Origin of the sequence: Microcoleus sp. N9_B4 (genome assembly GCF_036701635.1) — a bacterium.
GTDB lineage: Bacteria > Cyanobacteriota > Cyanobacteriia > Cyanobacteriales > Microcoleaceae > Microcoleus.
In genome coordinates this window covers 10,142-34,952 of record NZ_JAUBRC010000010.1, presented here as the reverse complement: position 1 = coordinate 34,952, position 24,811 = coordinate 10,142, and the positions used below count along the sequence as shown (strand labels likewise).

At 45.5% G+C, this 24,811-nt stretch carries 23 protein-coding genes and 1 pseudogene; 9 read left to right on the top strand and 15 right to left on the bottom strand.

Features of this window, described 5'->3' with window-relative positions:
• Window positions 1-32: 32 nt before the first annotated feature.
• The 3 genes from QUA43_RS09060 to QUA43_RS09050 form a co-directional block, all read right to left on the bottom strand.
• Window positions 33-1,718, bottom strand: a complete 1,686-nt coding sequence (locus QUA43_RS09060; RefSeq protein WP_333373007.1) for an EAL domain-containing protein — start codon at window positions 1,716-1,718, stop codon at window positions 33-35.
• A complete protein-coding gene (locus tag QUA43_RS09055) occupies window positions 1,718-4,090 on the bottom strand; it encodes a PAS domain S-box protein (protein ID WP_333373004.1) in 2,373 nt (790 codons plus the stop codon). Before QUA43_RS09055 ends, QUA43_RS09060 begins: the two co-directional genes overlap by 1 nt.
• 692 nt (window positions 4,091-4,782) lie before the next feature.
• Window positions 4,783-5,979, bottom strand: a complete 1,197-nt coding sequence (locus QUA43_RS09050; protein ID WP_333373001.1) for a WD40 repeat domain-containing protein — start codon at window positions 5,977-5,979, stop codon at window positions 4,783-4,785.
• A gap of 207 nt (window positions 5,980-6,186) precedes the next feature.
• On the opposite strand from QUA43_RS09050, the gene QUA43_RS09045 reads away from it, so the two are divergent.
• The 3 genes from QUA43_RS09045 (at window position 6,187) to QUA43_RS09035 (ending at window position 7,933) form a co-directional block, all read left to right on the top strand.
• Window positions 6,187-6,561 carry a DUF1257 domain-containing protein gene (locus QUA43_RS09045; protein WP_333372998.1) on the top strand — a complete coding sequence of 125 codons (375 nt, stop codon included), beginning with the start codon at window positions 6,187-6,189 and terminating at the stop codon, window positions 6,559-6,561.
• Window positions 6,562-6,607: 46 nt separating this feature from the next.
• Window positions 6,608-7,468 (top strand): DUF6920 family protein, encoded by an 861-nt coding sequence (locus QUA43_RS09040; protein ID WP_333372996.1) that lies wholly within the window; start codon window positions 6,608-6,610, stop codon window positions 7,466-7,468.
• Window positions 7,469-7,681: 213 nt separating this feature from the next.
• Entirely contained in the window at window positions 7,682-7,933 is a 252-nt protein-coding gene (locus tag QUA43_RS09035; protein WP_333372994.1) for a hypothetical protein, read from the top strand.
• Here QUA43_RS09035 and QUA43_RS09030 read toward each other — a convergent pair.
• From QUA43_RS09030 to ilvA, 5 genes are all read right to left on the bottom strand, one after another.
• Entirely contained in the window at window positions 7,921-8,268 is a 348-nt protein-coding gene (locus tag QUA43_RS09030; RefSeq protein WP_333372991.1) for a type II toxin-antitoxin system PemK/MazF family toxin, read from the bottom strand. The two genes, QUA43_RS09035 and QUA43_RS09030, sit on opposite strands and share 13 nt — an antisense overlap.
• The gene (locus tag QUA43_RS09025) at window positions 8,268-8,474 is read right to left on the bottom strand and encodes a hypothetical protein (protein WP_333372989.1); all 207 of its coding nucleotides are present in this window, start codon (window positions 8,472-8,474) and stop codon (window positions 8,268-8,270) included. Before QUA43_RS09025 ends, QUA43_RS09030 begins: the two co-directional genes overlap by 1 nt.
• 139 nt (window positions 8,475-8,613) lie before the next feature.
• Window positions 8,614-8,943 (bottom strand): hypothetical protein, encoded by a 330-nt coding sequence (locus QUA43_RS09020; RefSeq protein WP_333372986.1) that lies wholly within the window; start codon window positions 8,941-8,943, stop codon window positions 8,614-8,616.
• 77 nt (window positions 8,944-9,020) lie between these two features.
• Window positions 9,021-10,229, bottom strand: a complete 1,209-nt coding sequence (locus QUA43_RS09015) for a hypothetical protein (protein ID WP_333372983.1) — start codon at window positions 10,227-10,229, stop codon at window positions 9,021-9,023.
• 33 nt (window positions 10,230-10,262) lie between these two features.
• Window positions 10,263-11,795, bottom strand: a complete 1,533-nt coding sequence (ilvA, locus tag QUA43_RS09010) for a threonine ammonia-lyase, biosynthetic (protein WP_333373230.1) — start codon at window positions 11,793-11,795, stop codon at window positions 10,263-10,265.
• Window positions 11,796-12,053: 258 nt separating this feature from the next.
• Between ilvA and QUA43_RS09005 the strand changes: the two genes are divergently transcribed.
• Window positions 12,054-12,608, top strand: coding sequence for a GNAT family N-acetyltransferase (locus tag QUA43_RS09005; RefSeq protein ID WP_333372980.1), 555 nt, complete (start codon window positions 12,054-12,056; stop codon window positions 12,606-12,608).
• A 91-nt stretch (window positions 12,609-12,699) separates the two neighbouring features.
• Here QUA43_RS09005 and QUA43_RS09000 read toward each other — a convergent pair whose 3' ends face one another.
• The 5 genes from QUA43_RS09000 to QUA43_RS08980 form a co-directional block, all read right to left on the bottom strand.
• Window positions 12,700-13,269 carry a hypothetical protein gene (locus tag QUA43_RS09000; RefSeq protein ID WP_333372977.1) on the bottom strand — a complete coding sequence of 190 codons (570 nt, stop codon included), beginning with the start codon at window positions 13,267-13,269 and terminating at the stop codon, window positions 12,700-12,702.
• Between the two features lie 188 nt (window positions 13,270-13,457).
• On the bottom strand, window positions 13,458-14,315 hold the full coding sequence (locus tag QUA43_RS08995; protein ID WP_333372974.1) for a bifunctional class I SAM-dependent methyltransferase/HIT family protein: 858 nt from the start codon (window positions 14,313-14,315) through the stop codon (window positions 13,458-13,460).
• 109 nt (window positions 14,316-14,424) lie between these two features.
• Complete coding sequence (locus QUA43_RS08990; RefSeq protein WP_333372972.1) at window positions 14,425-16,155, bottom strand: Hsp70 family protein; 1,731 nt, start codon at window positions 16,153-16,155, stop codon at window positions 14,425-14,427.
• A 123-nt stretch (window positions 16,156-16,278) separates the two neighbouring features.
• Window positions 16,279-17,061 carry an XRE family transcriptional regulator gene (locus QUA43_RS08985; protein WP_333372968.1) on the bottom strand — a complete coding sequence of 261 codons (783 nt, stop codon included), beginning with the start codon at window positions 17,059-17,061 and terminating at the stop codon, window positions 16,279-16,281.
• 11 nt (window positions 17,062-17,072) lie between these two features.
• Entirely contained in the window at window positions 17,073-17,285 is a 213-nt protein-coding gene (locus QUA43_RS08980) for a DUF2997 domain-containing protein (RefSeq protein ID WP_015177420.1), read from the bottom strand.
• 82 nt (window positions 17,286-17,367) lie between these two features.
• Between QUA43_RS08980 and QUA43_RS08975 the strand changes: the two genes are divergently transcribed.
• Window positions 17,368-18,420 carry a low specificity L-threonine aldolase gene (locus QUA43_RS08975; RefSeq protein ID WP_333372965.1) on the top strand — a complete coding sequence of 351 codons (1,053 nt, stop codon included), beginning with the start codon at window positions 17,368-17,370 and terminating at the stop codon, window positions 18,418-18,420.
• Between the two features lie 169 nt (window positions 18,421-18,589).
• Here the strand turns inward: QUA43_RS08975 and QUA43_RS08970 are convergent, their stop codons facing one another.
• Window positions 18,590-18,988, bottom strand: coding sequence for a DUF4112 domain-containing protein (locus QUA43_RS08970; protein ID WP_333372963.1), 399 nt, complete (start codon window positions 18,986-18,988; stop codon window positions 18,590-18,592).
• A gap of 70 nt (window positions 18,989-19,058) precedes the next feature.
• Window positions 19,059-19,397, bottom strand: a complete 339-nt coding sequence (locus QUA43_RS08965) for a helix-turn-helix domain-containing protein (protein WP_333372961.1) — start codon at window positions 19,395-19,397, stop codon at window positions 19,059-19,061.
• A 116-nt stretch (window positions 19,398-19,513) separates the two neighbouring features.
• On the opposite strand from QUA43_RS08965, the gene QUA43_RS08960 reads away from it, so the two are divergent.
• From QUA43_RS08960 to QUA43_RS08945, 4 genes and pseudogenes are all read left to right on the top strand, one after another.
• Window positions 19,514-20,212: a pirin family protein gene (locus QUA43_RS08960; protein WP_333372959.1), complete on the top strand. Its 699-nt coding sequence runs from the start codon at window positions 19,514-19,516 to the stop codon at window positions 20,210-20,212.
• Window positions 20,213-20,359: 147 nt separating this feature from the next.
• The gene (locus QUA43_RS08955; protein ID WP_333147644.1) at window positions 20,360-20,566 is read left to right on the top strand and encodes a hypothetical protein; all 207 of its coding nucleotides are present in this window, start codon (window positions 20,360-20,362) and stop codon (window positions 20,564-20,566) included.
• A gap of 161 nt (window positions 20,567-20,727) precedes the next feature.
• On the top strand, window positions 20,728-22,374 hold the full coding sequence (locus tag QUA43_RS08950) for a WD40 domain-containing protein (protein WP_333372956.1): 1,647 nt from the start codon (window positions 20,728-20,730) through the stop codon (window positions 22,372-22,374).
• 412 nt (window positions 22,375-22,786) lie between these two features.
• Window positions 22,787-23,812: pseudogene (locus QUA43_RS08945) on the top strand (ABC transporter ATP-binding protein); the annotation flags it as partial.
• Window positions 23,813-24,811: the final 999 nt, after the last annotated feature.

The window sequence follows — 24,811 nt, the reverse complement described above, 5'->3', positions numbered from 1 at the left end:
GTTGTCAACAGTCAACAGTCAACAGTCAACAGTCATGAGGATTGCAACCGGAATCGATGTAAATCCCAGCACTTATCGCTTTTCAGCAGCGCTTCAAACTCAGCGCTTGGCAAAGCCTGACTGAAAAGATGGCCTTGAATTTCATCGCATTCGTGATCGCACAAAAAATCAAGTTCCTGCTTATTTTCTACCCCCTCAGCCACCACCGTCATGTTCATGCAGTGTGCCATTTGAATAATCGCTATTGTTATCGCTGCATTTTGGCGATCGTCTGCAATATCGCGAATAAAACTCTTGTCAATTTTGATCGCATCAAACGGAAAGCGTTTTGGATAACTCAAAGAAGAATATCCAGTCCCAAAATCATCAATTGCTATCCTAATCCCCTGATCTTTCCACACCCTAAAAGCTTTAGCTGCGGCAATTTCGTCTTGCAAAACCAGACTTTCCGTCAGTTCTAATTCCAAACACTTGGGTTCGAGATCTGTGTCTGTTAATATCTCCCTGACTCTTTCCGTGAAATTTTTGCGCTCGAATTGACGGGCTGACACGTTAACTGCCACTCGCAGGGGCGGTAAACCTGCTCTTTGCCATGTTTTAGCTTGCCTGCAAGCAGTCTCTAATACCCATTCGCCTAACGGTGCAATCAAGCCCATTTCTTCAGCCATTGGAATAAATTCCCCCGGGGAAACTCGCCCTCGTTCTGGATGATTCCAGCGCACCAAAGCTTCAGCACCAATAATTTTACCTGTTTTGATTTCTATTTGCGGCTGATAGTATACTTCAAATTCTGAGCTTTTTAAAGCCTGGCGCAAGCAACTTTCTTGAAGAAGTGTATTGATAAAAAAATTAGCATTTTTTGCTGTATAAAAATGATAAGTATTGCCGCCTTTCTGCTGAGATTGATACATTGCTATATAAGCATTTTTCAGTAGTTCATCTCCGTCGGTGCCGTCCCCGGGATACAAGCAGATCCCCATACTAGCAGTGACATAGACTTCGCAATCTTTGACAATCATAGCTTGGGATACAATATCTAAAATGTTTTGAGCAATCTTAGCCACATCCTGTTTTTTTGCAACTGGTTTGAGAATCAGCGCGAATTCTGCCGCTTCCAAACGAGCAACAATATTAATGTTTTCCATGCAGTTAGTTAGCCGCTGGGCGATGGTACAAAGCACTGAGTCGCCGATATCGTGTCCCCAGGTACTGTTAATGCGGTTGATTTTATCTAAGCTAAGCGTGACAACTGGAACGACTCCAGACAATTCTTTTTGACCATCTAATACTTGACTTAACTTTTCTCGCAAAAATGAACGATTCGGCAGGTTGGTCAAGCTGTCATACTGATGTCGGTAGAGTGCCAGTTGAATAGTTGTGTGCAAGTTTTTTTCTTCAAATGGCTTGACAATATAGCCGAACGGTTTTGTACTATTGACTCGTCGTAAAGTAGTTTCATCGGCATAAGCTGTCAGATAAACTACCGGAATTTGAAAGCGCAAGCGAATTTCTTCGGCTGCTGTAATGCCGTCGATTTCTCCTTGCAGGTTAACATCCATTAAAACTAAATCAGGGCGCAACTTTGCTGCCGATTCAATTGCTTCTTCTCCCGAATAGACCATGCCAGTTATTCTATATCCTAAAGATATCAAACTGTCGGAAATGTCTTCTGCAATGATGCTCTCGTCTTCAACTATCAGAATTTTTTTGTTGGACACTAATTTTTCTCCTCAGAGTGCAATTTAGGTTGAGAAAAGGTTATTCTAAAAGTCGTGCCAGCAGTTTCTAACAGTTCTATTCCCCCCCGAATTTGCTTGACTAAAGACCCGACCAATCGCAAACCCAACGTTCGGGCTTTTCGATAATCTAAGTCTTGAGGAAAGCCAATTCCGCTGTCGCTCACAGTTAGCACGCAAACTCTCTTATTATCTAAAGTGAAATCTATGTTAATTTTACCTTTAACTTGTCCTTTAAAAGCATATTTTAAAGCATTTGTCACAAGCTCGTTGATAATTAATCCGCAAGGAACTGCCGTATCAATATTGAGAGAACACGGCGCAATATTTGTTTGCAACTTAACGCCTTCTGCATGATTTTCATAAGCTTGGAATAAATTGTGGGCGAGATTTTGGATGTATTCAGCAAAATCAATGTTTGACCAGTCTTTGGAGTGATATAATTGTTCGTGAACCAGAGCCATTGATCTGACTCGGTTTTGACTTTCTTTTAACATTTCACTAACGCGGCTGTCTTGAATGTAGCGAGACTGAAGTTTCAGCAGGCTAGAAATAACTTGGAGGTTGTTTTTGACGCGGTGGTGAATTTCTTGGAGAAGGACTTCTTTTTCGGCGAGGGAGGCTTTGATTTGATCCTCATCCCGTTTGCGATCGGTAATGTCGCGTACTACTGCTTGGAGAAATTTTTTTCCGTTAATTTCCATTGCGTTTAACAGAACTTCTGCGGAAAATTCTGAACCGTCGAGTCGTTGGTGTACCCATTCAAATCGACAGCTACCTATGAGCATTGCTATGTTCATTTTCTGTGAAGCTAAACTGGCTGAATCTTGTCCGTTAGGCTGAAATGGCGGAGAAAATTCCCTCGGATGCTTGCCGTAAAATTCTTGTTTGTTGCTACAGCCAAATATTTTTAAGGTGGCGGGATTGCAGTCAAAAAACTCCTTTTCGTCAAGCAACATTACTGCGTCGCTGGTGGCTTCATAAAGGCTGCGAAATTTGTGTTCTGATTCTTGCAACGAGCAGATCAATTGGTTTTTGAGAGCTTCCGCCCGCTTGCGGTCGGTAATGTCTATTCCTACAGAAACTGCTGCGGTTCCCTGATTATATTTCTGAGCTACGATCAAATAGTTGCGGACGAAACCGTTAATTTGTAGGTCTATTTCTTGGCAGGTTTGCTGAGATGAACTGTCAAAAAAAATTCGGATCAGTTCTCCGAAAGTCGAGCCTTTGTCGAGAAAGTTGATTTCTTGACCGACAAAGCTTTCAGGAGACAGGTTAAATGAGGTTGCTAAGTGCTGGTTGACTCCTATATACCGCAAATCTGAACTGATCCAAGAAATCAGTCCGGGTACGGCATCCAAAACGGCGCGAAGTTGGTCTGTAGCTTCTTGGAGTGCTTCTTCCGATCGCTTGCGATCGCTAATATCTGTCGCCGTTCCGCACAAGCCTAAAATAGCGCCGTTTTCAGCTTGGTTGACGATGCTGTTGACGCGCAGGTGAACGGGAGTACCGTCTTTGCGAATGTGTACTGTTTCGTAAGGAGAATTAGCGGTTTGTGGCTGAATTCTGGTTCTCGCTAAAAGTTGGGCAAATATTTCTCTTGGTCTACTTTCTTGATCGGGAACTAAAAAATCGGTGAAGCGTCGTCCGATCATTTCTGGCGGTTCGTAACCATAGATGCGTTTGGCGGCGGAATTGACAAAAGTCAAGAGGCCTTCAATATCGATCGACCAAATCAATTCTTGGGATGTTTCTACGAGGTTGCGGTACTTTTTTTCGCTTTCAGCAAGTGCTGCATTGAAGACTGCCGTCTGCTGCTGCAGTCTCTCTTCTAATTCTTGATTTGCCGTTTCCAGAGTGGCAATGAACTGCTCGCGCTCGGTAATTTCAGTAGAAACACCCACTGCGCCGACAACTTCGCCGTTTCCATCTCGCAGGGCTGCCGATCGAATTTCGTGAATAAAATGCCTCTCTCGGACGTTCCAAGTGCGATCGTTTCCTGCTAATACCTCGGCAATATTTTCTAAGATATCTGGCTGGCTGCTGTAAACTTCAAAAATCGATCGCCCGACAGTTGCACCTGGTTTGAGTCCCAAATTTTCTAATCCTTTCCCTGCTGCAAGGGTTAACTTGCCTTCTCTGTCTGTTGCCCACAGGAAAATTGGAGCACAACTGACAGCGGCGTGAAGGGTTTCGTTGGCTTGTTTGAGCCGATCGATTTCTGCGTGAAGCCGATCGCGCGTGCTGTTTAATTCTACCGTTAGTCGATCGGCTTTTTGCTGCCAACTGGCAGTAGTGTCGCACATTTCTGCGAGATTGCGGGAACGACAGATGGATTGGTTGCAGTGTGACATGGTTACTCTGGAAGTGCACTGTATATTTAACCCCAGCCTATCTTTTAAGCATAAACTTTTTCAGTCAAATATTACAGTTAGCTGCGATACTCATTTGAGCAATATGCGATAGTTTAAACCTCGTTTAAATGATTCAGGAATTGCAGCTCAATCACGCTTTCTGGCTACTGTTCAAAACTTGACAACAAGCTGAATAATGCCTGCGAATCGGTACTTTCACTGTAAGTATACGTAGTAGTGCAAAAATAATTTCCGCAATCCTCGGCTTGCACAAGAACTGGAATTGTAAATTTATTATATTTGTTTGCGTAGATTCACGCACCGAGGAATCGGGAATCGGGAATTTGGAAATATTAAACAGTCCAGGACGCACTCTTGATATCATATCCGGTCAATTACCAGTCATAAAAGGTGCTTGTAGTTAGGAAGTCCGTCCGAGCGAGTTTTATGATAATAGTCCTGGACGCAGGCTTGCCTTGCTAAACCGGGGTTATACGAAAAAAACTGGGTTGAGGGATAAAAAATATAAGAACAATATCCTTTCTGTTGGCATTGGAATAATATTTTTTTAGTCTGATATTCGCGGGAATTAAATTAATAGCCGTCAATAAAATTGCAACTCTAGGCAAGATCCAAACCCATAGCCGATCAGTCATTCCCTATTCTTCAATCTAAAATCTAAAATCTAAAATCTAAAATGGTATAACTCCCCAAATTTTGACAGTTTTGTCTAAGCTGCCACTGATAATACTTTCACCATCGCTGCTAAAAGTAAGACAAGTAACAGAGTTTTGATGTCCGCTGAGAGTGTGAATATTTTCGCCTGTACTGGCATTCCAAAATTTGATATTACCATCCGCACTAGCACTGACAACAGTTAGTCCGTCGGGACTAAAGGCGATCGCATTTATCGAGTTAAAATGCCCTGCCAAAGTGATTGAACTATCTGGATTCGATAGCTGCCGCAGTTGAATGTTTCTGTCCCAGCCGCCAGTAGCCAAAGTCTGCCCGTCTGGGCTCAAAGCCAGACAATTCGCGTAACCCTTAATTGTTTGGGAGCATTCTCTGCTGCGGAGGTTCCACAGTTTAATTGTACCGTCAGAACTGCTGCTAGCGAGAGTTTGTGCGATCGGGCTAAAAGCAAGACTAACAATTCCTGCTTTATGAGCTCCCCAAGTTAAAAGACTGCCAAAGGTACAGATTAACTTTCCCGTCTCTAAATTCCATATTTTAATAGTAGTATCTGCCGAACCTGTGGCGATAACTTGACTGTCGGGACTGATGACAATTGCGCTAATTTCCCCTTCATGTCCGAGGGAAGTATGCCGCAATTCTCCTCCTTGCCAAATTTCGATCGCACGATGTTTCGGCGTATTTCTGATCCTCACAAAAACTTCGCTTTCTTGGCAAAGTACAAAAGTTTCTTGAGCGCGGGGATACTTGTCAACAGTATAGAGTATTTCTCCTGTATCTACATCGCAAATTCTAATTATTTTCCCGTGCAAACTCGCCGTGCGATCACCTCCGGGACTAATCGCCAGATTTGTCCCTGTTTTGAGCGTCTGGATGCAGTCAAAAAGCTTGTAAGGCACGAAGTCTTTTAAAGCTTGGCGCACTAGAGGTTCTGTCCTCGATCGCAAAATTAAATAAGCAACTCGCTGCACTTCTGCTGCGGGGTCAAGCAGCGCCTCAATTGCTAAATTTAAACCAGCGCCTCCGTATTTAGGAGCATCTTTAACAGCGGCAATCCGAGCCTCGATACTAGGACTGTTGAAGCGCTGCTTGACCCCGGCGATGCCTCCCAAAACTGCGCCGGCGATCGGGATTTGACTTTGGCCGCCGAGGACGGCATCATATTCTCTGGGTTGGTTATAATTGTCGGGCATCATAGGATTTTAGATTTTAGATTTTAGATTTTAGATTGCATAATTGGAGGATTGAAGAAAGCGACCTCACAGATGAATCCGGTGGCTTTTCCCTGGCTGCTTTCTGTCACGCGAAAACCAAGTTTAAGAGCGCAACTTATAACTTATTGACTGTTGTTGTTTATAGTATTATAATCAAATCAGCGTTTCACACAAAAATCCGAAAGTGATATGTCACACTTCACAACGATCAAGGTTCAGATCAAGAACGGCGAACTGCTACATCAAGTGTTGGAAGAGTTGGGTTATCAAGTAGAGTGCAATGTGCAGGTACGGGGTTATCGGGGTGACAAAACTAATGCGGAGTACGTGATTCGGCAATCCAATGGTTACGATTTGGGTTTTCGCCGCAGCGGAGAGGATTATGAATTGGTGGCGGATTTTTGGGGCGCTCGAATTAACCAGCAGGATTTTGTCAATTCAATTAGTCAAAAATACGCGCGCAAAAGTTTGATGGCGGCGGTGCAGTCAGAGGGTTTTCATGTTGAAGAAGAGGAAACTTTGGCAGATGGAACGCTGAGAGTTGTAGTCGGTAGATGGGTTTAAGACTCGCGCTTGATTAACTCGTTTTTAGGTATCAAGAGGAATCACCATGTGGCGATCGCCGATCGTACTAATCATCCTGGCGCTTGTAGTTGGCATTGTTGGCGCGATCGCCCTTGGAGCATACCGCTGGCATCTCGGTACCAAGGAACTGCGAGCCAATCTCGAAGCTGCACGCTTACCGATTAAACCTCTCACATTTGATGCGCGGGAAATCGCCGATTTACCCCAGCCAGTGCAGCGCTACTTTCGCGCGGTGCTCCAGGATGCACAACCGCTAATTGCAACAGCGCGGGTTTCCCACCAAGGCACGTTTAACATGAGTGAAACCGCAGAAAAATGGAGCGCCTTCACTTCAACTCAACTCGTAATTACTCAGCGCCCTGGCTTTGACTGGGACGGGCGAATTGCCATGATGCCCGGTATCAATGCGTTCGTTCATGATGCCTACATTTCTGGCGAAGGCATCCTCCATGCGGCGCTGCTTGGCCTGGTGACTCTGGCGGATATCCGCGGCACTCCAGAAGCGGCACTTGGGGAACTGATGCGCTTTTTCGCGGAGGCGGCTTGGTATCCGACGAGACTGCTGCCAAGTCAGGGTGTTCGCTGGGAGGCGATCGACAATTCTTCGGCCAGAGCAACGCTACAGGATGGCGACACCGCTGTTTCCCTGGATTTCCGCTTTGATGAAGCAGGGCTAATCGCCAGTATCCGCGCCGAGGCCCGCGCCCGTACAGTTAACGGGGGACTGGTGTTTGCGCCCTGGCAGGGCCGCTTCTGGGACTACGAATTGCGAGACGGTATGCGGATTCCCCTCTCCGGCGAGGTGGCGTGGCAACTGCCTGATGGCTCGCTATTGCCCTACTGGCGCGGCCGCATCACGAATATTGCCTATGAGTTTGCACGATGATTCTAGTTTGTGTTGTAGGGTGCGTCTGAGATTTTCTCCCCTATTTCATGGGAACAATTTGATCGTTGGAGTACACATAGAAATCCTTGCAGGAGTCGTAAATTTTTTACCCCACCCCAGCCCTCCCCTTACTAAGGGGAGGGAGTAAGAAATTCACAAATGATTTAGGATTGCCATAGGTAAACGGCTATTAGCAAAAAAAGTTAATTACCCATGAACATTTCAGAACTCAAGACAGCAGTAAGGGAACTTCCAGAAAATGAACTCGCAGAGTTTCTCGAATGGCTTGATGAGTTCCAAGCAGCTCTCGCCGATCGCCAATGGATCGATACTGTACGAGTTAAGATAGATGCTGCTGTTGCCATGTCCGAACATACTCCACCGATTGACGGCGAAACCTTTATTGCAGAGATTTGCGATCGTTTCCGGCAAGCGCGCGATAGTAAACAAGGCTATACTAATTGAAATGCTTGTATGATAGTTGCATTCAATTGCTGCATTTGCTGACTTCCTAACTCGCCCAATCGTCTCAGTATTAATCTCTGTTCAAGGCTGACAATCCGAGTCACTCTAACTTTAGAAGATACTCTTAATCCCGTGCTGGGAAATTCTGGATCTGAAGCATTTAAAGCAAATTCATCTAAACTTAGGCTAGAGACATTTTGCGAAGAAATGAAGCATATCGTAATTTCATCTATGGTTGAACTTGCCCACAGCACTAAAGCCGGACGTAACTTTTTCTGACTCAAATCTGTAAAAGGAAATTCAGCTAAAACAATATCTCCTTTTTTTAGCTTCACTAAATTGGCTCTCCATCTTCAAGGGTGTAAATATCAGGTTCGTCGTGCAGGAATTGAAATGCTCCTCCGCTTTGGGCTAACTGGGTTAGTTCCACAGTAGAAGGATAGGGGATGTTATTAAATAGTTTTGCTTTTATTAGCAATTGCTCGTCTTCTGAGAGAGTCTGGATGATTTGTACTAAGGATTCAATGAGTTTTGTGTTCATAGCTGAAAAAATCTGGGGATATTTTATTTTACTTCCAAAAGGCAACCTTCGATGATTATAACAAAACAACTAAGAGCGTGAAGCGAAGCTATCCCGTAGGGAATCGCCCGATCCAGTAAAATTCGGAGATACCACAGATTTACTCCTCCAAGTCCACCTGCTTAACCTGCTCTAAAGGTATATCTAGCGCTTCTGCAATTTGCTCGTCGCTCAAGCCAAACTGCCGTAATTTATCAATTGTTTCCATCTTAGTCTGATTTTTGCTTTCCTCCTGCAAGTCGGGATTTTTCGGCTGACTTTTATCGGGGGTAGGAGTGGGTTCTTCGGAACCCATGTTTACACAGCCGATTATATTATTATTACTGTTAAAGCTTCGAGCGCCCAAAGAAATATTGAGATTACCTTGCCGTTGTACGACGGATTTAAGATTTTTTTTATCAACTTCTTCATCAAAGATATCAGATAACATTTGCAAAAGTTCGTAACCGACATCCTTAGCATGACCCGCTCAACCACCACAATTTTCTGCAATGTCAACAACAATCATCACAACTGCAAAGCCCCAGACACCTTGGCATTTTTAACACTTGAAATCCGAATCAAAGAGCCTAATTTTACCGCAATCTTAGGTTTCCATTCATAAACCCCATCGCTAGTCGCGCGGTTGGCTATGCTTTCAACCAACTTCTTCTCTTGATACAGCTCAATCTTGACCTCCTCCTGAATATTGTCTCTCCACAAAATCAAATAAGGTTTATTTGCTTCCACCTGCACTTTTCCTGCTGGTTTAGCCACCAATATTTTTGGTGAAGCTGTCTGAGATTTTCTATTCCTAAACCCTAAATAGTGCGGCAGTTCCCGAGTGGCAATATTATTTGATTGAGGCAACATAATCTCGCCGATTTTAGGATTGAATAGATAAGTTGAGAGTCCGCCGTCGATCGTCACTATATCTCCTTTCACTCCGAATTCTCGCATTAACTTAGCTGCTGCATCTAATGTCGCTTCATTAACTGTGATAATTGCCAGCAATTCATTACCCTTGCGACCATCTTTGTCCAGCGTACCGATGACGTGATACCTATTTGCTGGATTTTTAGATATGAGTTTAGCTGGATGGTCCTTGTATTCGTAAGTAACAACTGCATTTTGTACCTCTTTTTGATTCAATGGCTTTCCTGTTTGCGGTTCGTAATTTGTGATATATGCTTCTCGATCGTTCCAGACCAAAGCTTTCAATCGAACATTTTTATACTTCCCATCTTTGGGCTTCTTGACGGGGCCGTAGATGCCGTTACCGCCAGTAATCACTTGACCGTTGAATTTGATAGGAAAAGATAGCTGCGTGCTGCGTTCGTATTGTTCAAAAAAAGAACAGTTAATCACGGAAAAAACACCATTGCCGTAAAGCTTTTTGTATTCACCTGTAACTTCAGAGAACAACTTGCTCTTAAAAAAAGGACTGTAATATTTGTTTTCTCCCTGATAATACAATCCTTTATTGAAAGCCATCCGATCGACCTCTCCAATTAGCTGGTCTATTTGCATTTTTGGGACGTTAATAACTTGCAAATAAGCCAGATTTCCGTTGGGTAGTTGTTTTTTGTACAACTCTGCACCATCTCTGGTATCCACAGGTTGAAAATAACTGACTGGGCTGGAAAGTTGTTCGATCGCAAAATGTGCAACTGCTGCCACAACAGCAACAGCAAAAATCATCAAAAAAAACGGCAATATTTTTTTGATCCTGTTCATAAATATTAATTTGTTTCAAGACCACAAACCAAACTATCTTAAAAATAGCTTATACGCCGGATTTTGACTCTCATCCCCATACTGATAGCCCAGCGTATCCAAAAAAGCCTGCCACTCCTGCATCTCATCGGGCGGTACCTGAATTCCCACCACAATTCGCCCGTAATCTGCGCCGTTATTTCGATAGTGAAAAACGCTGATATTCCAGTTAGGGCTCATCGAACCGACAAACTTCATCAACGCACCCGGACGTTCGGGAAATTCAAAGCGATAAAACAATTCATGATCGGCCAGCATCGAACGCCCGCCCACCATATGCCGCACGTGCAATTTCGTTAATTCATCATCAGTTAAATCCAAAGTCTTGAAGCCACAATCTTCAAAACTTGCGGCTATCTTCACCGCATCCGCACGGTTTTGAATTTGTACACCAATAAAAATATGTGCTGCTTTTTTATCCGCAATTCGATAGCTAAATTCAGTTAAATTGCGCTTACCCAAACATTCGCAAAACCTGCGGAGACTTCCCGGTTGTTCGGGAATTGTGACTGCAAAAATGGCTTCGCGGCGTTCGCCAAACTCGGCTCTTTCTGCTACAAAACGCAGCCGATCGAAATTCATGTTCGCGCCGCAAGCAACAGCAATTAATGTTTCTCCTGCGATTTGTTCCCGTTCCACGTAAGCTTTGGCACCTGCGATCGCCAAAGCGCCAGCAGGTTCTAAGATCGATCGCGTATCTTCAAAAACATCCTTAATCGCGGCGCAAACATCATCCGTATGCACCAAAATAATCTCATCCACATACTCCTGACACAACCGAAAAGTTTCCTCCCCCACTTCCCGCACAGCAACGCCGTCAGCAAATAAACCCACCTGCGACAAACGCACCCGTTTACCCGCTTTCAGTGATTGATTCATTGCATCGGAATCCACCGGTTCGACGCCAATAATCTTAATTTCCGGCCGCAACCGCTTGACATAAGCCCCAATTCCCGAAATCAATCCACCGCCGCCAATTGCCACAAAAATCGCGTGAATTGGTTTTTGATGTTGCCGCAGAATTTCCATGCCGATCGTACCCTGTCCAGCTATCACGTAGGGGTCATCAAAAGGGTGAATAAAAGTCATACCTTTTTCCGCCTCTAATTGACGCGCAAAAGCGTAAGCATCGTCGTAGGTATCCCCATGCAAGACTACCTCTCCACCACGGGATATCACCGCATTTACCTTCACCTGCGGCGTCGTTACGGGCATGACGATAATCGCGCGAGTTCCCAGGTGGCGGGCGGCGAGGGCGACTCCTTGGGCGTGATTGCCGGCGGAAGCTGCAATGACACCTTGTGCTAGCAAATCCGGCGACAGTTGCGCCATTTTGTTGTACGCACCCCGCAGTTTGAAGGAAAACACCGACTGCATATCCTCTCGCTTCAGCAAAAGTTTATTGTTGAGCCGTGCTGATAGATTGGGGGCGACTTCTAGGGCTGTTTCTTGAGCAACATCGTAGACGCGGGCGGTGAGGATTTGTACTAGGTAATCGCAAAGCATGGGGTTAGCAGGTTGGTTGATGCCGGATGGTGGGATAATTGTACGGTATTTGTGTTAGTATTTTGCGGGGAATTGGCGATCATCTTCCAGGGATTCGCTAACGGGCGATTCCCTGCGGGATAGCTTCGCTTCACGCAAGTTTTCAATAATAACTTTTCGCTTTGGGAACATAAGGAGCCTGAAGACTATGAATAATATTTCGTTTTGACCGTTTCCCCGGTTATAAAATCTGGTTTGTGAGCGTATTAGTCCGTAATCCTTGATTTAGTATGTAAAATCATGAACGTACAAATTACAGATTTGCGTGCGGTTGACGAGCCAAAAATTCAACAGGTAGCTAAATTAATAGTTGAAGGTTTTAAAGAGCATTGGCCCGATGCTTGGCCCGATCTAAATTCTGCTTTGCAAGAAGTGCAAGAATCTTTAGGAGCCGATCGCATCAGTCGAATTGCTGTCGGCGACAGCAATCAAGTTTTGGGATGGATTGGCGGAATTAAACAGTATGACGGTAATGTTTGGGAACTGCATCCGCTGGTAGTGGGAACAGAATTTCGCGGACAAGGAATTGGTCGATCGCTCGTAGCTGATTTAGCAACAGAAGCTAAAAACCGGGGAGGGATCGTGCTGTGGGTGGGAACCGACGACGAAGACAATCAAACAACTCTTTCAGGCATCAATCTTTATCCTAACGTTTGGGAACACGTTGCCAAAATTAGAAATTTGCGCGGTCATCCCTACGAATTTTATCAAAAAATGGGTTTTGCGATCGTCGGAGTAATGCCCGACGCGAACGGAATTGGCAAGCCAGATATTTTCATGGCAAAGCGGTTGTAAAGTTTAATGTTGGTTCTAAATTTACTGGCCGATGGCTTACCAATTCAACACTTAGCAAAATTAGTTGTTGAAAGTTTCCCAGAAAATCGGTCTAATCTGGCCGTGCGAACCCCGTTCGAGGGTCGCTAATAAACAAACCCAGAACTAACGAATCCATCACCGTATCCCAGACAGGAGTCAAATGTTCAGCATCGTCAACCCAGTAATCAAAAGTAATCAAACACTGAACATTAGAACCCAATCCAATACAGATTCGCGAATAAGCTTCCCGCTGTTCTGGAGGGTCGATAAACTTAAATTCAGTCCAAACAATGCGGGCAGTTTGCCGCTTCAATTGGATAATGTCCCCAAAAGCGATCGGATTCCGCGTATCATCTTCAACCACCTTCTGTAATAGCGGCACCAGCGGAAAATCTGCCCAGTTATTAGGTGGTAGCAAATTAAACGAAACCTCCAAACAACAATCATCATCCGGCGGCTTTTTATCCGTAAATCGGAACGACTTAGTATCCGGTTCAAAATGCCAATCTTCCGGGACATCAAAGCGGACTGCACCTCTTCCTGCTACAAAAATTCGAGTTCCAGGCTTTGACTTCCAATTGTGGTCTTCTTTAAGCTCTAAGGTTTCCTTGAGCCATTCTTGCTTTTTGCGCTTAGACATAAACAGAACACCAAATTGCTGCTAATGTGTAGTTTTAGACCTTGCAAACACATTTTAACTCTATTTTGCTCGCCGTTTGCTCAAATATAACAATCCTTACAAAAATTATGAATTCCTCTCTTCTCTATACCTCTGTGTTCTCTGCGCCTCTGCGGTAAAAAATAAGTTCTTTGACAATTGGCTAACTTTTATTTTTCACTCTTGGGAATCACATACCTAATTCCGCCTTTATTCCCCGCCGCATCGCCATGGTAACGGGGGATAACATGAATAGCCGCGTGAGTGCGACTTTGACCAGCCTGTTTATTAATATTGATTCCCACATTAAACCCGTCAGGCTGAAATTCTTTACTTAACATTTCTTGCACCTTATTAGCCATAAACCAGCAAGCCGATTGCTCTCGAAAAGGCAGTTCAAAATAATTAGCAACGTGACGTTTTGGGATGATTAAAACATGACCTTTGCTGGCGGGATAACCGTCAAACATCGCAAAAGCTGTTGCTGATTCAGTTAGCAAAGTTAGGTTTTTGTAAGGATTGCAGAATATACAGTTATTAGTAGAATTTCTTTGATGGTTGTAATGAACGTATTTGTAAATTTCGCAAGACTCATCTAGGTGAACTGGCTTAAAGGGAAGTTTGACAATGCACTGATATGTAGGTTTTTTGTGGACATAATGTTCTCGAAAGCCTTCTTTTTTGATATCCCTTCTCACCGCAAAATACGCATTCCCTCCCGGTTTCAACAGGTGCGACACTTCCATCAGGACATTAGCTTGTTCTTCGGGAAACAAAACATTTAAAACATAAAAGCAAATAATGGTGTCAAATTTATCTTCGGGGAATTCCGGGAAATAATAAGGGTCATAACCCGTAATATCGAAGCCTTTTTGCTGCAACAATCTCACATCGCTGCCCAAGCCGCAGCCAAAATCTAAGACTTTGCCTTGCAGCAAGTTTTTATCCAATAAAAATCGGGCTGGAAATGACAGATAAATTCTCTCGATGGCCGTCAGGTGGCTGAATTTATTTTGTTGCTTTTTCATGGCGGCATAAATTTGATTTAAATCGATATTCTTCAGTCCGCGCACCATCCGGGCGAGAGTTTGTGTAGTACCGATTTCAAGATCCGAATGTTATCTAAAAATTTTATCATTATTGCAGTTTGGCGATCGCCCCTTTTTCCACCAACACCTTACCAGTCACCAAATCCCGCACCGTCGCCAACAAAACCCGCCTCTCATCCACCTCAAAACTCACCGAAACCCTATCAATTCCCAATACCCCAGGCGGGTTCAAATGCGCCACACAAACCTGCTGGTGGTGGCTGTCCAAAGAGCGAAAATCCGTCTGTTTGTTGAGCCAACTGCTCGTCATTTGCCCTTTTTCATTAAAAATAACCTCCGCTTGCGATACCTCCGCAACTTCCCCAATATCTAACCGAATTTCCCTTTGCCCTTCAATTGCCACTTGCAGCGTCAACTCTTCGGAACTTTGACAGGGATACTTCATTTCCTTGCTAAATATCGGCGAATAAGCATAAGCTTTAGCATAAGGTTCCCAAAGGCGAATTGCATAGCTGTGGCGCAAATAATCGTCAACACTCGCTAATTGTGTCAATACTAAAGCACCGTGCGCCACTGCTTCAAAAGGCTTGTCTCTTTGGACTTTTTGCCGCCCAAAATACGAAACCACTAAATTAGATACAGCCGGAATTAGAGAAGTTCCTCCTACCAGCAAAACCTGTTCGATATCTGCTTTGCCGATACCTTTTCCCAGTGCAATACTCAGAACTTCATCTAAACTTTCCCGCAACTGTTCTAACAACTGCCTAGATTCCAGAATTTCCTCAAGCTTGTCTCGGTTTAGCTGCAAGTCATAAGACATAAAATTTTCATCGTCAAACCAGCTTTCCTTCGCCTCATTAACTTGAGAAAGTTGAATTTTTAATTTTTCTGCTATTTCTAATAAATTCTGCCAGCCAACTGGGCCGACTTCTGCCCGCGACGAACCAATTTGCCGCAAATAATCTTCGACAATCCAGATGTCAATATCTTCGCCGCCGACATAAGCATCCGATTTTGCCAACACTTCGGCACGTACCCCCCCCAGCCCCCCCTTGGTAAGGGGGGGAGCAAGATTTCTCCCCCCCTTGGTAAGGGGGGAAGCGAGATTTGTCCCCGCGTTGCTAAGGGGGGAAGCGAGATTTCTCTCCCCCTGGCTAAGGGGGGAAGCGAGATTTCTCCCCCCCTTGGTAAGGGGGGGTAAGGGGGGGGTTAGAGCAGTACGAACTAAACTTAAATCTAAAGTTCCGCCGCCAAAATCAACTACTAAAACTAGAGAGCCAGGGCGTTTTACTGCATATCCCAGGGCGGCGGCTGTGGATTCATCTATTACCTGAACTTCCGCAACTCCCAAACTTTCTCCTAAGTCGCGAAACCAATCTAGATATCGCTCAAAGGCTCCAACGGGGACTGTAAAAATTACTTTGTCTGGCTGTATATTTTGTAAATATAATTGTTTCCAAATAGTTTTGATAAACTGTTCGGCTACTGATTCGGCTGTGTAGGTATCGCCGTCGATATTGCGGGGCGGTGGCTGAAAGTCCGCAGCTAAATCGCGTTTAAAAGCTTGGAAAAAACGGTCGGGATGGGATTGCCCCAAACGCTGCGATCGCACTTTTTCTCCCAACACCAACTCTCCGGCATTTTGCACAAAGACTAAAGTCGGCACTACAGATATTTCTCGAACATCTCCGCTCGAATTCTTCGTTTTAAAAATGCGTGACATCTCGCCGAGTCTCAAAGTTTCTGGTGTTTGCGTATCCGGGTTGAGAATGCAGACAACCGTATTGCTGGTGCCGAAGTCAATGGCAACTGTAGTCATGGTGATTTTAGATTTTAAAGTTTAGATTTTAGATTTAATTTTTCATGCGGCGCTGGGTGGTGCAGCTAAGTTTATAGGACTTACGCATTTACTCTATTTGTAGGGTCGCATTGCGCCCCTTACTTAATTTTTAATTCCCGCTGGAAGGGTGCGACTAACTTTAGCCGGAGTAAGAATTCGCTCTCCCTCCCGATAGCCGACAAACCGAATATAAACTAATTCTCCTTCTGTTATATCCTCAACATCCGGCTGGTGCAACTGCGGATTGTAAGCAGTTTGTTCCCAGGCAGAACCAATCGTTTCAAAATCCCAGCTTGATAACAGGTTTTCTAAGGGAGTAAACAAAGCTGAGAGATTTTTGGCGGGCATATCCGGCTTGGCTTCTGCCATTTTGCGGGCGGCGGGATAGTTTGTTAACAAAGTTTGCAACTGTTCAAAGGTAGCGCGGCGAAAATCGGCAGTTAGTTGAGCTTTTTGCTGCTGCAATTCTGATCGCAGCCGGAAACACTGCTGCCTCAATTCTTCAATTTCGGTGGGATTAGTTGTGATTGTAGCCGACATTGGCAGCGCGCTCAAAGTGCGATCGAACTCTTGGAAATTCAAATTCAGCACTGTTGCCAGCCGTCTCAGTTGGTCTACCGTGAGTTTTCCCACGTCTCCCTGCCGCACTAAGCGCACCCCAAAGCGACTTAAGCCTGCTTTTTCGCCTAAGTCTTGCCAATCGAGTATGTCTAGCTGATTCATGCGTTCCCGCAGAATTGTATCGTACTTAAACTCGATCGCATCTCCCGCCTCAGATGCAGCATAAAGGTAGACTAAAATGAGAAAAATGCCCCCGATAGCTAGCGCGAAGCTGAAGGCAGGCAGTGTTGTTACATCAACTGTTGCACCGAGGATCTCAAACATCTTTAACTCTTCTAAACTTGTTTTAAAGTCTGCGTTTGTTCAACGATCAAATTTTCTTCGCCTTCGTAGTATTCTGGCAGCAAATCTTGAGATTCTACTTTTCCAAGAGCTTTTTCAATTCCGGCGGTGGTTTCGGTGCAACTCGAACCGGTGGCGTTGAGGACGGTTTCGGTAATTTTGCCGTCTTTGCCGATGCGGTATTCTATTTGACGGTATTCTGCCATAATTCTGCCTCTTGGTTTAATGCTTGAGTGTTGACTGCTGAGGGTTGAGTTATATTATAGATTCTATTTACCAATTATTCTAATGAATTTTTGTAGCGACAATGCAACCGGGGTTTCGCCGGAGATTATGGCGGCGATTGCAGCGGCTAATTGCGGTGCTGTGATGTCTTACGGAGATGATGAATATACGCAGCGTTTGCAAGTTAAATTTTCGGATTTGTTCGAGACATCGGTGACTGTTTTTCCTGTAGCAACCGGTTCTGCTGCTAATGCGCTAGCCCTTGCGGTTGTTACTCCTCCTTACGGCGCTGTTTACTGTCACGCGGAATCTCATATTAATTTAGATGAATGCGGGGCGCCCGAGTTTTTTACAGGCGGTGCAAAGTTAGTGACAGTAACAGGAAATCATGGTAAAATAGAGGCAGAGACTTTAGCAAAAATGCTCGATCGCGCTGGTGCAGGTGTCGTCCACCACGTACAGCCCGCAGCCGTCAGCATCACTCAAGCAACCGAAGCCGGCACAGTCTACAATCCAGCGGAAATTTCCCACATTTCGGAAGTGGTTCGCGCTCACAATTTGCACCTGCACATGGATGGAGCTCGCTTTGCCAATGCTGTCGCCAGTCTTGGCTGTTCTCCGGCGGATGTCACTTGGCGCGCCGGTGTAGATATTCTCTCGTTTGGAGCGACAAAAAACGGCGCGATGGCTGCGGAAGCTGTGGTTTTTTTTAATCAAGAATTAGCAAAGACTTTCCCTTTTTACCGCAAGCGCAGCGGGCATCTTTTCTCGAAAATGCGGTTTTTGTCGGCGCAGTTGGAAGCGTATATAACGGATGATTTGTGGCTCAAGAATGCGGCTCATGCAAATAATATGGCAGCCCAATTAGCAGAAGGTTTGGCGGGACTTGAGGGAGCGAAGTTTTGCCATCGGGTTGAAGCCAATGAGATTTTTATTCAACTTCCCGAATCGGTAATTACAGCGGTTTTAGCTGAGGGCTTTCTGTTTTATCGGTGGGATGAATGTACTGTTAGACTGGTAACGGCTTTTAATACTCTGGAAGCCGATGTTGTTGCTTTGGTGGAAGCAGTTAAACGACATCAGCGATTATTTTGTAAGGGCGTGTTGGACGAATAATATCTGACGAGTACCAACAATCTAGATAAACCCGCCACCACAACAGATAACCCACATCAACATTAAATTTGGCTCGAATGCGGAAAATCTACATTCTGATTTTTCGTTTGATGGGGGCTGGTTTGAGAGATTGTTGGTTATTTACAATTATTGTTGGTGAAACCAGCCCCTACAATTTAATCGGTTCAGGAATAGGTTCTGCAACTGCGGCTAGTTCGGGTTCAACTGCTTCGAGGTGTGCTTCTAAAAGCGCCAGATTTCTCATGTTTGATTTATAAAAAGCATCGAAGATATCTCCGATTAAAGGTACTGAACCAACAACGGCTTCTAGACCGATATTGTAAATCATTTTTCCTAGAGTTTTTTGGGGGAGGTTGAATCGAGTTGCTAAATAAATTAGGTAGGCGGAAAACGCGGTGTCTACGATATCCCCAGCACCCGGAACTAAACCGATAATGGGGTCTAAACCAATGCGAAATTTAGTGCCGGGGATGCCAATGGCGGTATCCATCAGGCGGCTGAGTTTGCGGATGCGGTTGAGGGTGGCGAGTCGCTCTATGTTGTTCATATTATTATTGTTGAACTAGGTTGAAAATTTGAAATCTGTCGGAAGACGGAAAAAACCATTTAGAAACCGCTCATTTTCCATCTTCGCTAATATGCTGAATTCCCCATTCGTGCATGGCATTAATAATCGGTTTGAGACTTTCGCCCAAAGGCGTTAGCGAATATTCAACTTTTGGCGGCACTTGCAGGTAAACTTCCCGATGCACAATCCCGTCTGATTCCATTTCCCGCAGTTGCTGCGTCAGCATCTTCTGAGTAATGCCGTTGACAGCTCGTTGCAGCTCGTTAAAGCGCTTCACTCCTGGAAACAACTCCCGCAGAATCAAGACTTTCCAGCGCCCGCCAATCACCTCTAGAGTTCGTTCTACAGGGCAATTTGCTCGATCGACTTTTACTTCTTGGACTTGCATAGTATATTTGTGGTAAGTACCGCACTTTTAAGTGCGTACTATCCATAATAGCTTGACTCGGCTTAAAATAAAAACATCAAAGAAACACCCGATAAATTTCACTGAGGATTCAGCAAATGATTACCGTTAGAAAAAGTGAAGCAAGAGGACACGCTAATCACGGTTGGCTGGACAGTTACCACACATTTTCTTTTGCAGGCTATTACGATCCAAATTATATGAATTTTCGCTCTTTGCGCGTAATTAATGAGGATGTCGTTAGCCCCGGCAAAGGTTTCGGCACTCATGGACACAGCGACATGGAAATCATTACTTATGTATTAGAAGGAGCATTAGAACACAAGGACAGTTTGGGTACTGGTGCAGTGATTAAACCCGGTGAAGTACAGCGGATGAGTGCAGGTACGGGTATCCAGCACAGCGAGTTTAATAACTCGCAAACAGACCCGGTTCATTTGCTGCAAATCTGGCTGTTACCCGATACAAAAGGCTTGCAGCCGAGTTACGAGCAGCGGGAGTTTCCCCTAGCAGAAAGGCACGGAAAACTGCGTTTAGTGGCGGCGCGAGATGCGAGAGATGGTGCGGTGAAAGTGCATCAAGATGTGGATTTGTATGCGGCTGTTTTGGATAAAGACTCGCGGGTTTCTCATGCTTTGCAGCCGAATCGCCATGCTTGGGTGCAAGTTGCTCGCGGCTCGGTTTTGCTCAACGGTTTGCCTTTGAAAAATGGCGACGCTGCGGCGCTTAGCGGGGAGTCTGAGGTGGTGATTGAAGCTACGGCAGATGCTGAATTTTTGCTGTTTGATTTGGCCTAAAATTGGGCATCCTAGATACTAAGTAAGGTGCCCAATCCGCACCTTACTTAGGGTGGGTTACTACTTAGGAAATAAGTAAATAGGAGGAAGACAGTAAATTTTCTTTGTGGTATTTTTGCTAAGGTTAAGTGTTTAGGATAAATTTTTATGCAACAAAACCCGATCGCCAGAAAGCATCTTATTGGGAGCCTGATCACTGGTTTAGCAGTTGGCGCGATCGCGGGCGCACCTATCGGCTGGATGGCTAATGGGTATTATTCCGAGCAGCGTTTGGCTCAAATTCTGATTTGCCGAGAAAAGAATAGAGATCAGCCAGTTGCGATTGTTGAGGCTAGGTGCGGTTCCCGATTCTAAATTTTTCTGCTAGCCAGAGGGCTGTGTAAAATATTTTTAGGCTTGTGCGAATGTCGAAAGTTCGATCGCGCAGGCATTTTGGCGTTGTCAACCGTCAATATGCCACAAACCGGAAAAGTTATCCGTCAGTTGATATGTGGATATGTTAAATTGACACAATAATGAATTACAGCAGAACAATTCCGGCTATTTTGAGTGCTACGATCGCCCTGAGTTCGATCGCCCTCATCCCACTCACATCACCTCAAATTGCCCTCGCATTAACCGCCGACAAAGTTAAAACCGTTGCCCAACAAATTACTGTTCGCATCCAGGGGCCAAAAGGCGGTTCAGGAGTAATTTTAGAGAAACAAGGCAGCACATACTATATTCTCACAAACTGGCACGTTGTCGATAAAGCAGGCGATTACGAGGTCGTAACTCCCGACGGCCAAGCTCACTCTGTATCATACAGCCTCGTGCGGCGAATGCCCGGTGCGGATTTGGCGATCGTGCCATTCAGCAGCACTCAAAGCTACCCCTTGGCTCAATTAGCCAATTCCCCAGCAACTAAGGGAAACAAGGCTTATGTGGCGGGCTGGCCGATATCCGGCGGTTCCCTGAGACAGCCGATTTTCATCGCCACGGAAGGCTTGCTCACCGGCCGCCAAACTCCCTGGAACGGCTATACTTTGGTCTACAACAACTTAGTGAGAGCGGGCATGAGCGGGGGGCCGGTGCTCGATGATGCGGGGCGAGTTGTCGCAATTAACGGCATTGTTAGGTTAGAGGACAACTCTGATAAAATCGTGGCGGCGGGGATAGAAATCAATACTTTCATGAAATGGCGATCGACTATTTCCCTGCCAGTAGTTCCCCAATCTCCTACTGCCGGAAACCCGAAAACTCCGGCGAATAATGCGCCCCGCACGCCCGCAAGTGCGATCGCCTTTGCTGCCACAAATACCCTCAAAGGGCCTTCCGAAGTTGTCAGTTCCCTTGCCCTAGCTTCCGCTTATTTTACCACAGGAAATAGCAACGGCACAATCTCAGTTTGGAATTTTCCCAGCGGGCAATTAAAAACTACCCTGCAAGGTCACACGGAAGCAGTAAACGCATTGGCCGCGAGTGCAGATGGCAAGGTGTTAGCTAGCGGCAGCGACGACAAAACTGTGAAAATTTGGAATTTAGAAACTGGCGCGGTTGTACGCACTTTGAGCGGACATTCCAATGCAGTTTCGAGCGTTGCCGTTAGTCCTGACGGTCAATTTGTAGCCAGCGGTAGTTGGGACAAAACGATTAAGATTTGGAACGCTAAAACAGGAGAGTTGCTGCGGACTTTGACCGGGCATTCTGGGTTGGTGAATGCTGTTGCAATTAGTCCTGACAACAAAACTTTAGCTAGTGGCAGTAAAGACGGTTCAATTAGGTTGTGGAATTTAGTTACAGGTCAAGCAATTCGCACGATTAGCGGCAAAAACTTGGCTGTTTTGTCGCTAGCTTTTACTCCTGACGGCAAGAGTTTAGCTGCGGGAAATAGCAATGGTACAATCGGTTTGTGGAATGCCGGAAACGGGCAGTTAATTCGGCGTTTAAGCGGGCATACCGACGGGGTTTGGTCGGTGGCATTCAGTCGGGATGGCACTACGCTGGTTAGTGGGAGTTGGGATAAGAGTGTGAGACTTTGGGATGTGCGATCGGGGGAATTGAGAGGTAATTTGAGCGGGCATTCTGGCTATGTTAGTGCTGTGGCGATTAGCAGCGATGGGAAGACTATTGTTAGTGCGGGTTGGTTGGGGGAAATAAAGATTTGGAAACGGGGCAGTTGAGATTTTTTTTAACGAACCGCGAAGGCGCGTTACGCGGACGGGCGCGTAAGCGCTACTCAACCGAGAAGCAGCCCCGCGTCTCTAGCGAAGGCAGCTAGTTGAGGGTTCGGTTAGGCACGGACTCTACTGGTAGGGTGCGTCAGTTGGTAGCGATTCGATGTACATCGGCTAATCATTTCCCCGCGCCGCACCCTACTACCTAGCATTTTGCTTCAAAGTCCGATCGACACTTATGATAGATTTAGTTCTTGCCAGACTACACTGGAAGACAAAATCAAATTAAAAATTTCGCCATAAATTCGATCGACCCGCCGATCGGGCGGGACTCTCCAGTTCGTGGAACAGGCGTCCCGCCTGTGGTTGGTAAAGTAAATCTAAAATCTAAAATCTAAAATCGCGTGACTTCTGACAAATGATTGAAGTAGAACACTTAAGCAAAACTTACGGTTCGACCGCAGCGATCGCGGACGTGTCTTTTTCGGTCGAATCAGGAGAAATTCTCGGGTTTTTGGGGCCCAACGGTGCCGGCAAAACCACAACCATGCGGATTTTGTCGGGATATTTGCCAGCATCCAGCGGTACGGCCCGCATCGCCGGCCTCGATGTTCACGAAAACTCGATGGCAGTCAGACAGCGCATCGGTTATCTGCCGGAAAACCCGCCACTGTATCCAGAAATGACTGTGGAAGGGTTTCTGTTTTTTGTGGCCAGGATTAAGCAAGTACCTGCGGGCGATCGCGCGCGACGAGTTACGTCCGCGATCGAACGCTGCGGCCTGGTTGATAAACGCAAAGTTTTAATCCGCAAGCTTTCTAAAGGATTTCGTCAGCGTGTCGGTATCGCGCAGGCGATCGTCCACGACCCACCGGTCATTATCCTAGACGAACCAACCGTCGGCCTCGACCCCCGACAAATCATCGAAGTCCGCAATTTAATCAAAAGCCTTGGCGGCCAGCACACAATTATTCTTTCCACGCACATTCTGCCGGAAGTCAGCATGACTTGCAACCGCGTCACCATCATCAATCGCGGTAAAATCGTCGCTGCGGGTACTCCCGAAAATTTGATGGGAGAGTTGGCTGTCGGAGAGGGTTACGAACTCGAAGTGGAAGGGGAGGGGGATTTGGTAAACAGTCTGCTGTTGCCTTCTTTGGAAAATTTGCCGGGAGTTCGATCGGTGGAATTGATTCCAAGCAATCAATTTTTAGTGAGTCGCTACCGTCTGCGGGCATTGTGCGAACCGGAAAGAGAACCCGGACGAGAAATTGCTACAGCTATCATTGCCTCTGGATTTGGGCTGTGCGAAATGCGCCGCTCTCGCGCTACTCTGGAAGATGTGTTTTTAAGGCTGACAGCGGCTGAAAAGAAACCGGAAGAAAATCTGGTTCACAGCGAACCGGAGGTCGATCGAAATCTGCAAGAAGTGGCAGAAACTCAAGAGTCGATCGCGGATACTAATCAATCGGAATCGCAAGCGATAATCGCGGATATTCCACAATCGGAATCGCAACCGATTGTTGTGGAAAATCAGCCAGTTTCCGATCGGCAAGAGTTGATCGAGCCTTCTCAGTTAGAATCCGAACCAGTTGTAGAATTATCAGAGTCGATCGAGCATTCTCAACCAGAATCCGAACCAGTTGTCGAAACCGTCGAGTCGATCGAGCATTCTCAACCAGAACCAATTGTCGAAAATCTGCAAGTTGCAGAAACCGTAGAGTCGATCGAGCATTCTCAGTCAGAATCTGAACCAGTTGTCGAAACAGTAGAGTCGATCGAGCATCATCAACCAGAACCAATTGTCGAAAATCTGCAAGTTGCAGAAACCGTAGAGTCGATCGAGCATTCTCAGTCAGAATCTGAACCAGTTGTCGAAACAGTAGAGTCGATCGAGCATCATCAACCAGAACCAATTGTCGAAAATCTGCAAGTTGCAGAAACCGTAGAGTCGATCGAGCATCATCAACCAGAACCGATTGTCGAAAGGCAAGAGTCGATCGACTATTCTCAACCAGAATCCGAACCAATTACAGAAACAGCAGAGGAAATAAGCGATTTAGAACCAGGAATGCAACCAGTCGCAGAGTTTCTGGAAACTGTAGAAAGACAAGAGTCGATCGAGCAACCAGAACCAGAACCGATTGTCGAAAATCTACTCATTGTAGAAACAGTAGAGTCGATCGAGCAACCAGAACCAGAACCGATTGTCGAAAATCTACTCATTGTAGAAACAGTAGAGTCGATAGAAGATCCTCAACCAGAACCGATTGTCGAAAATCTACTCATTGTAGAAAGACAAGAGTCGATCGAACTTTCTCCACCAGAACCGATTGTCGAAAATCTGCTAGTTTCAGAAACAGTAGAGTCGATCGAACTTTCTCCACCAGAACCCGAACCGATTTTAGATGCGCCAAAGTCGATCGAACTTTCTCCACCAGAA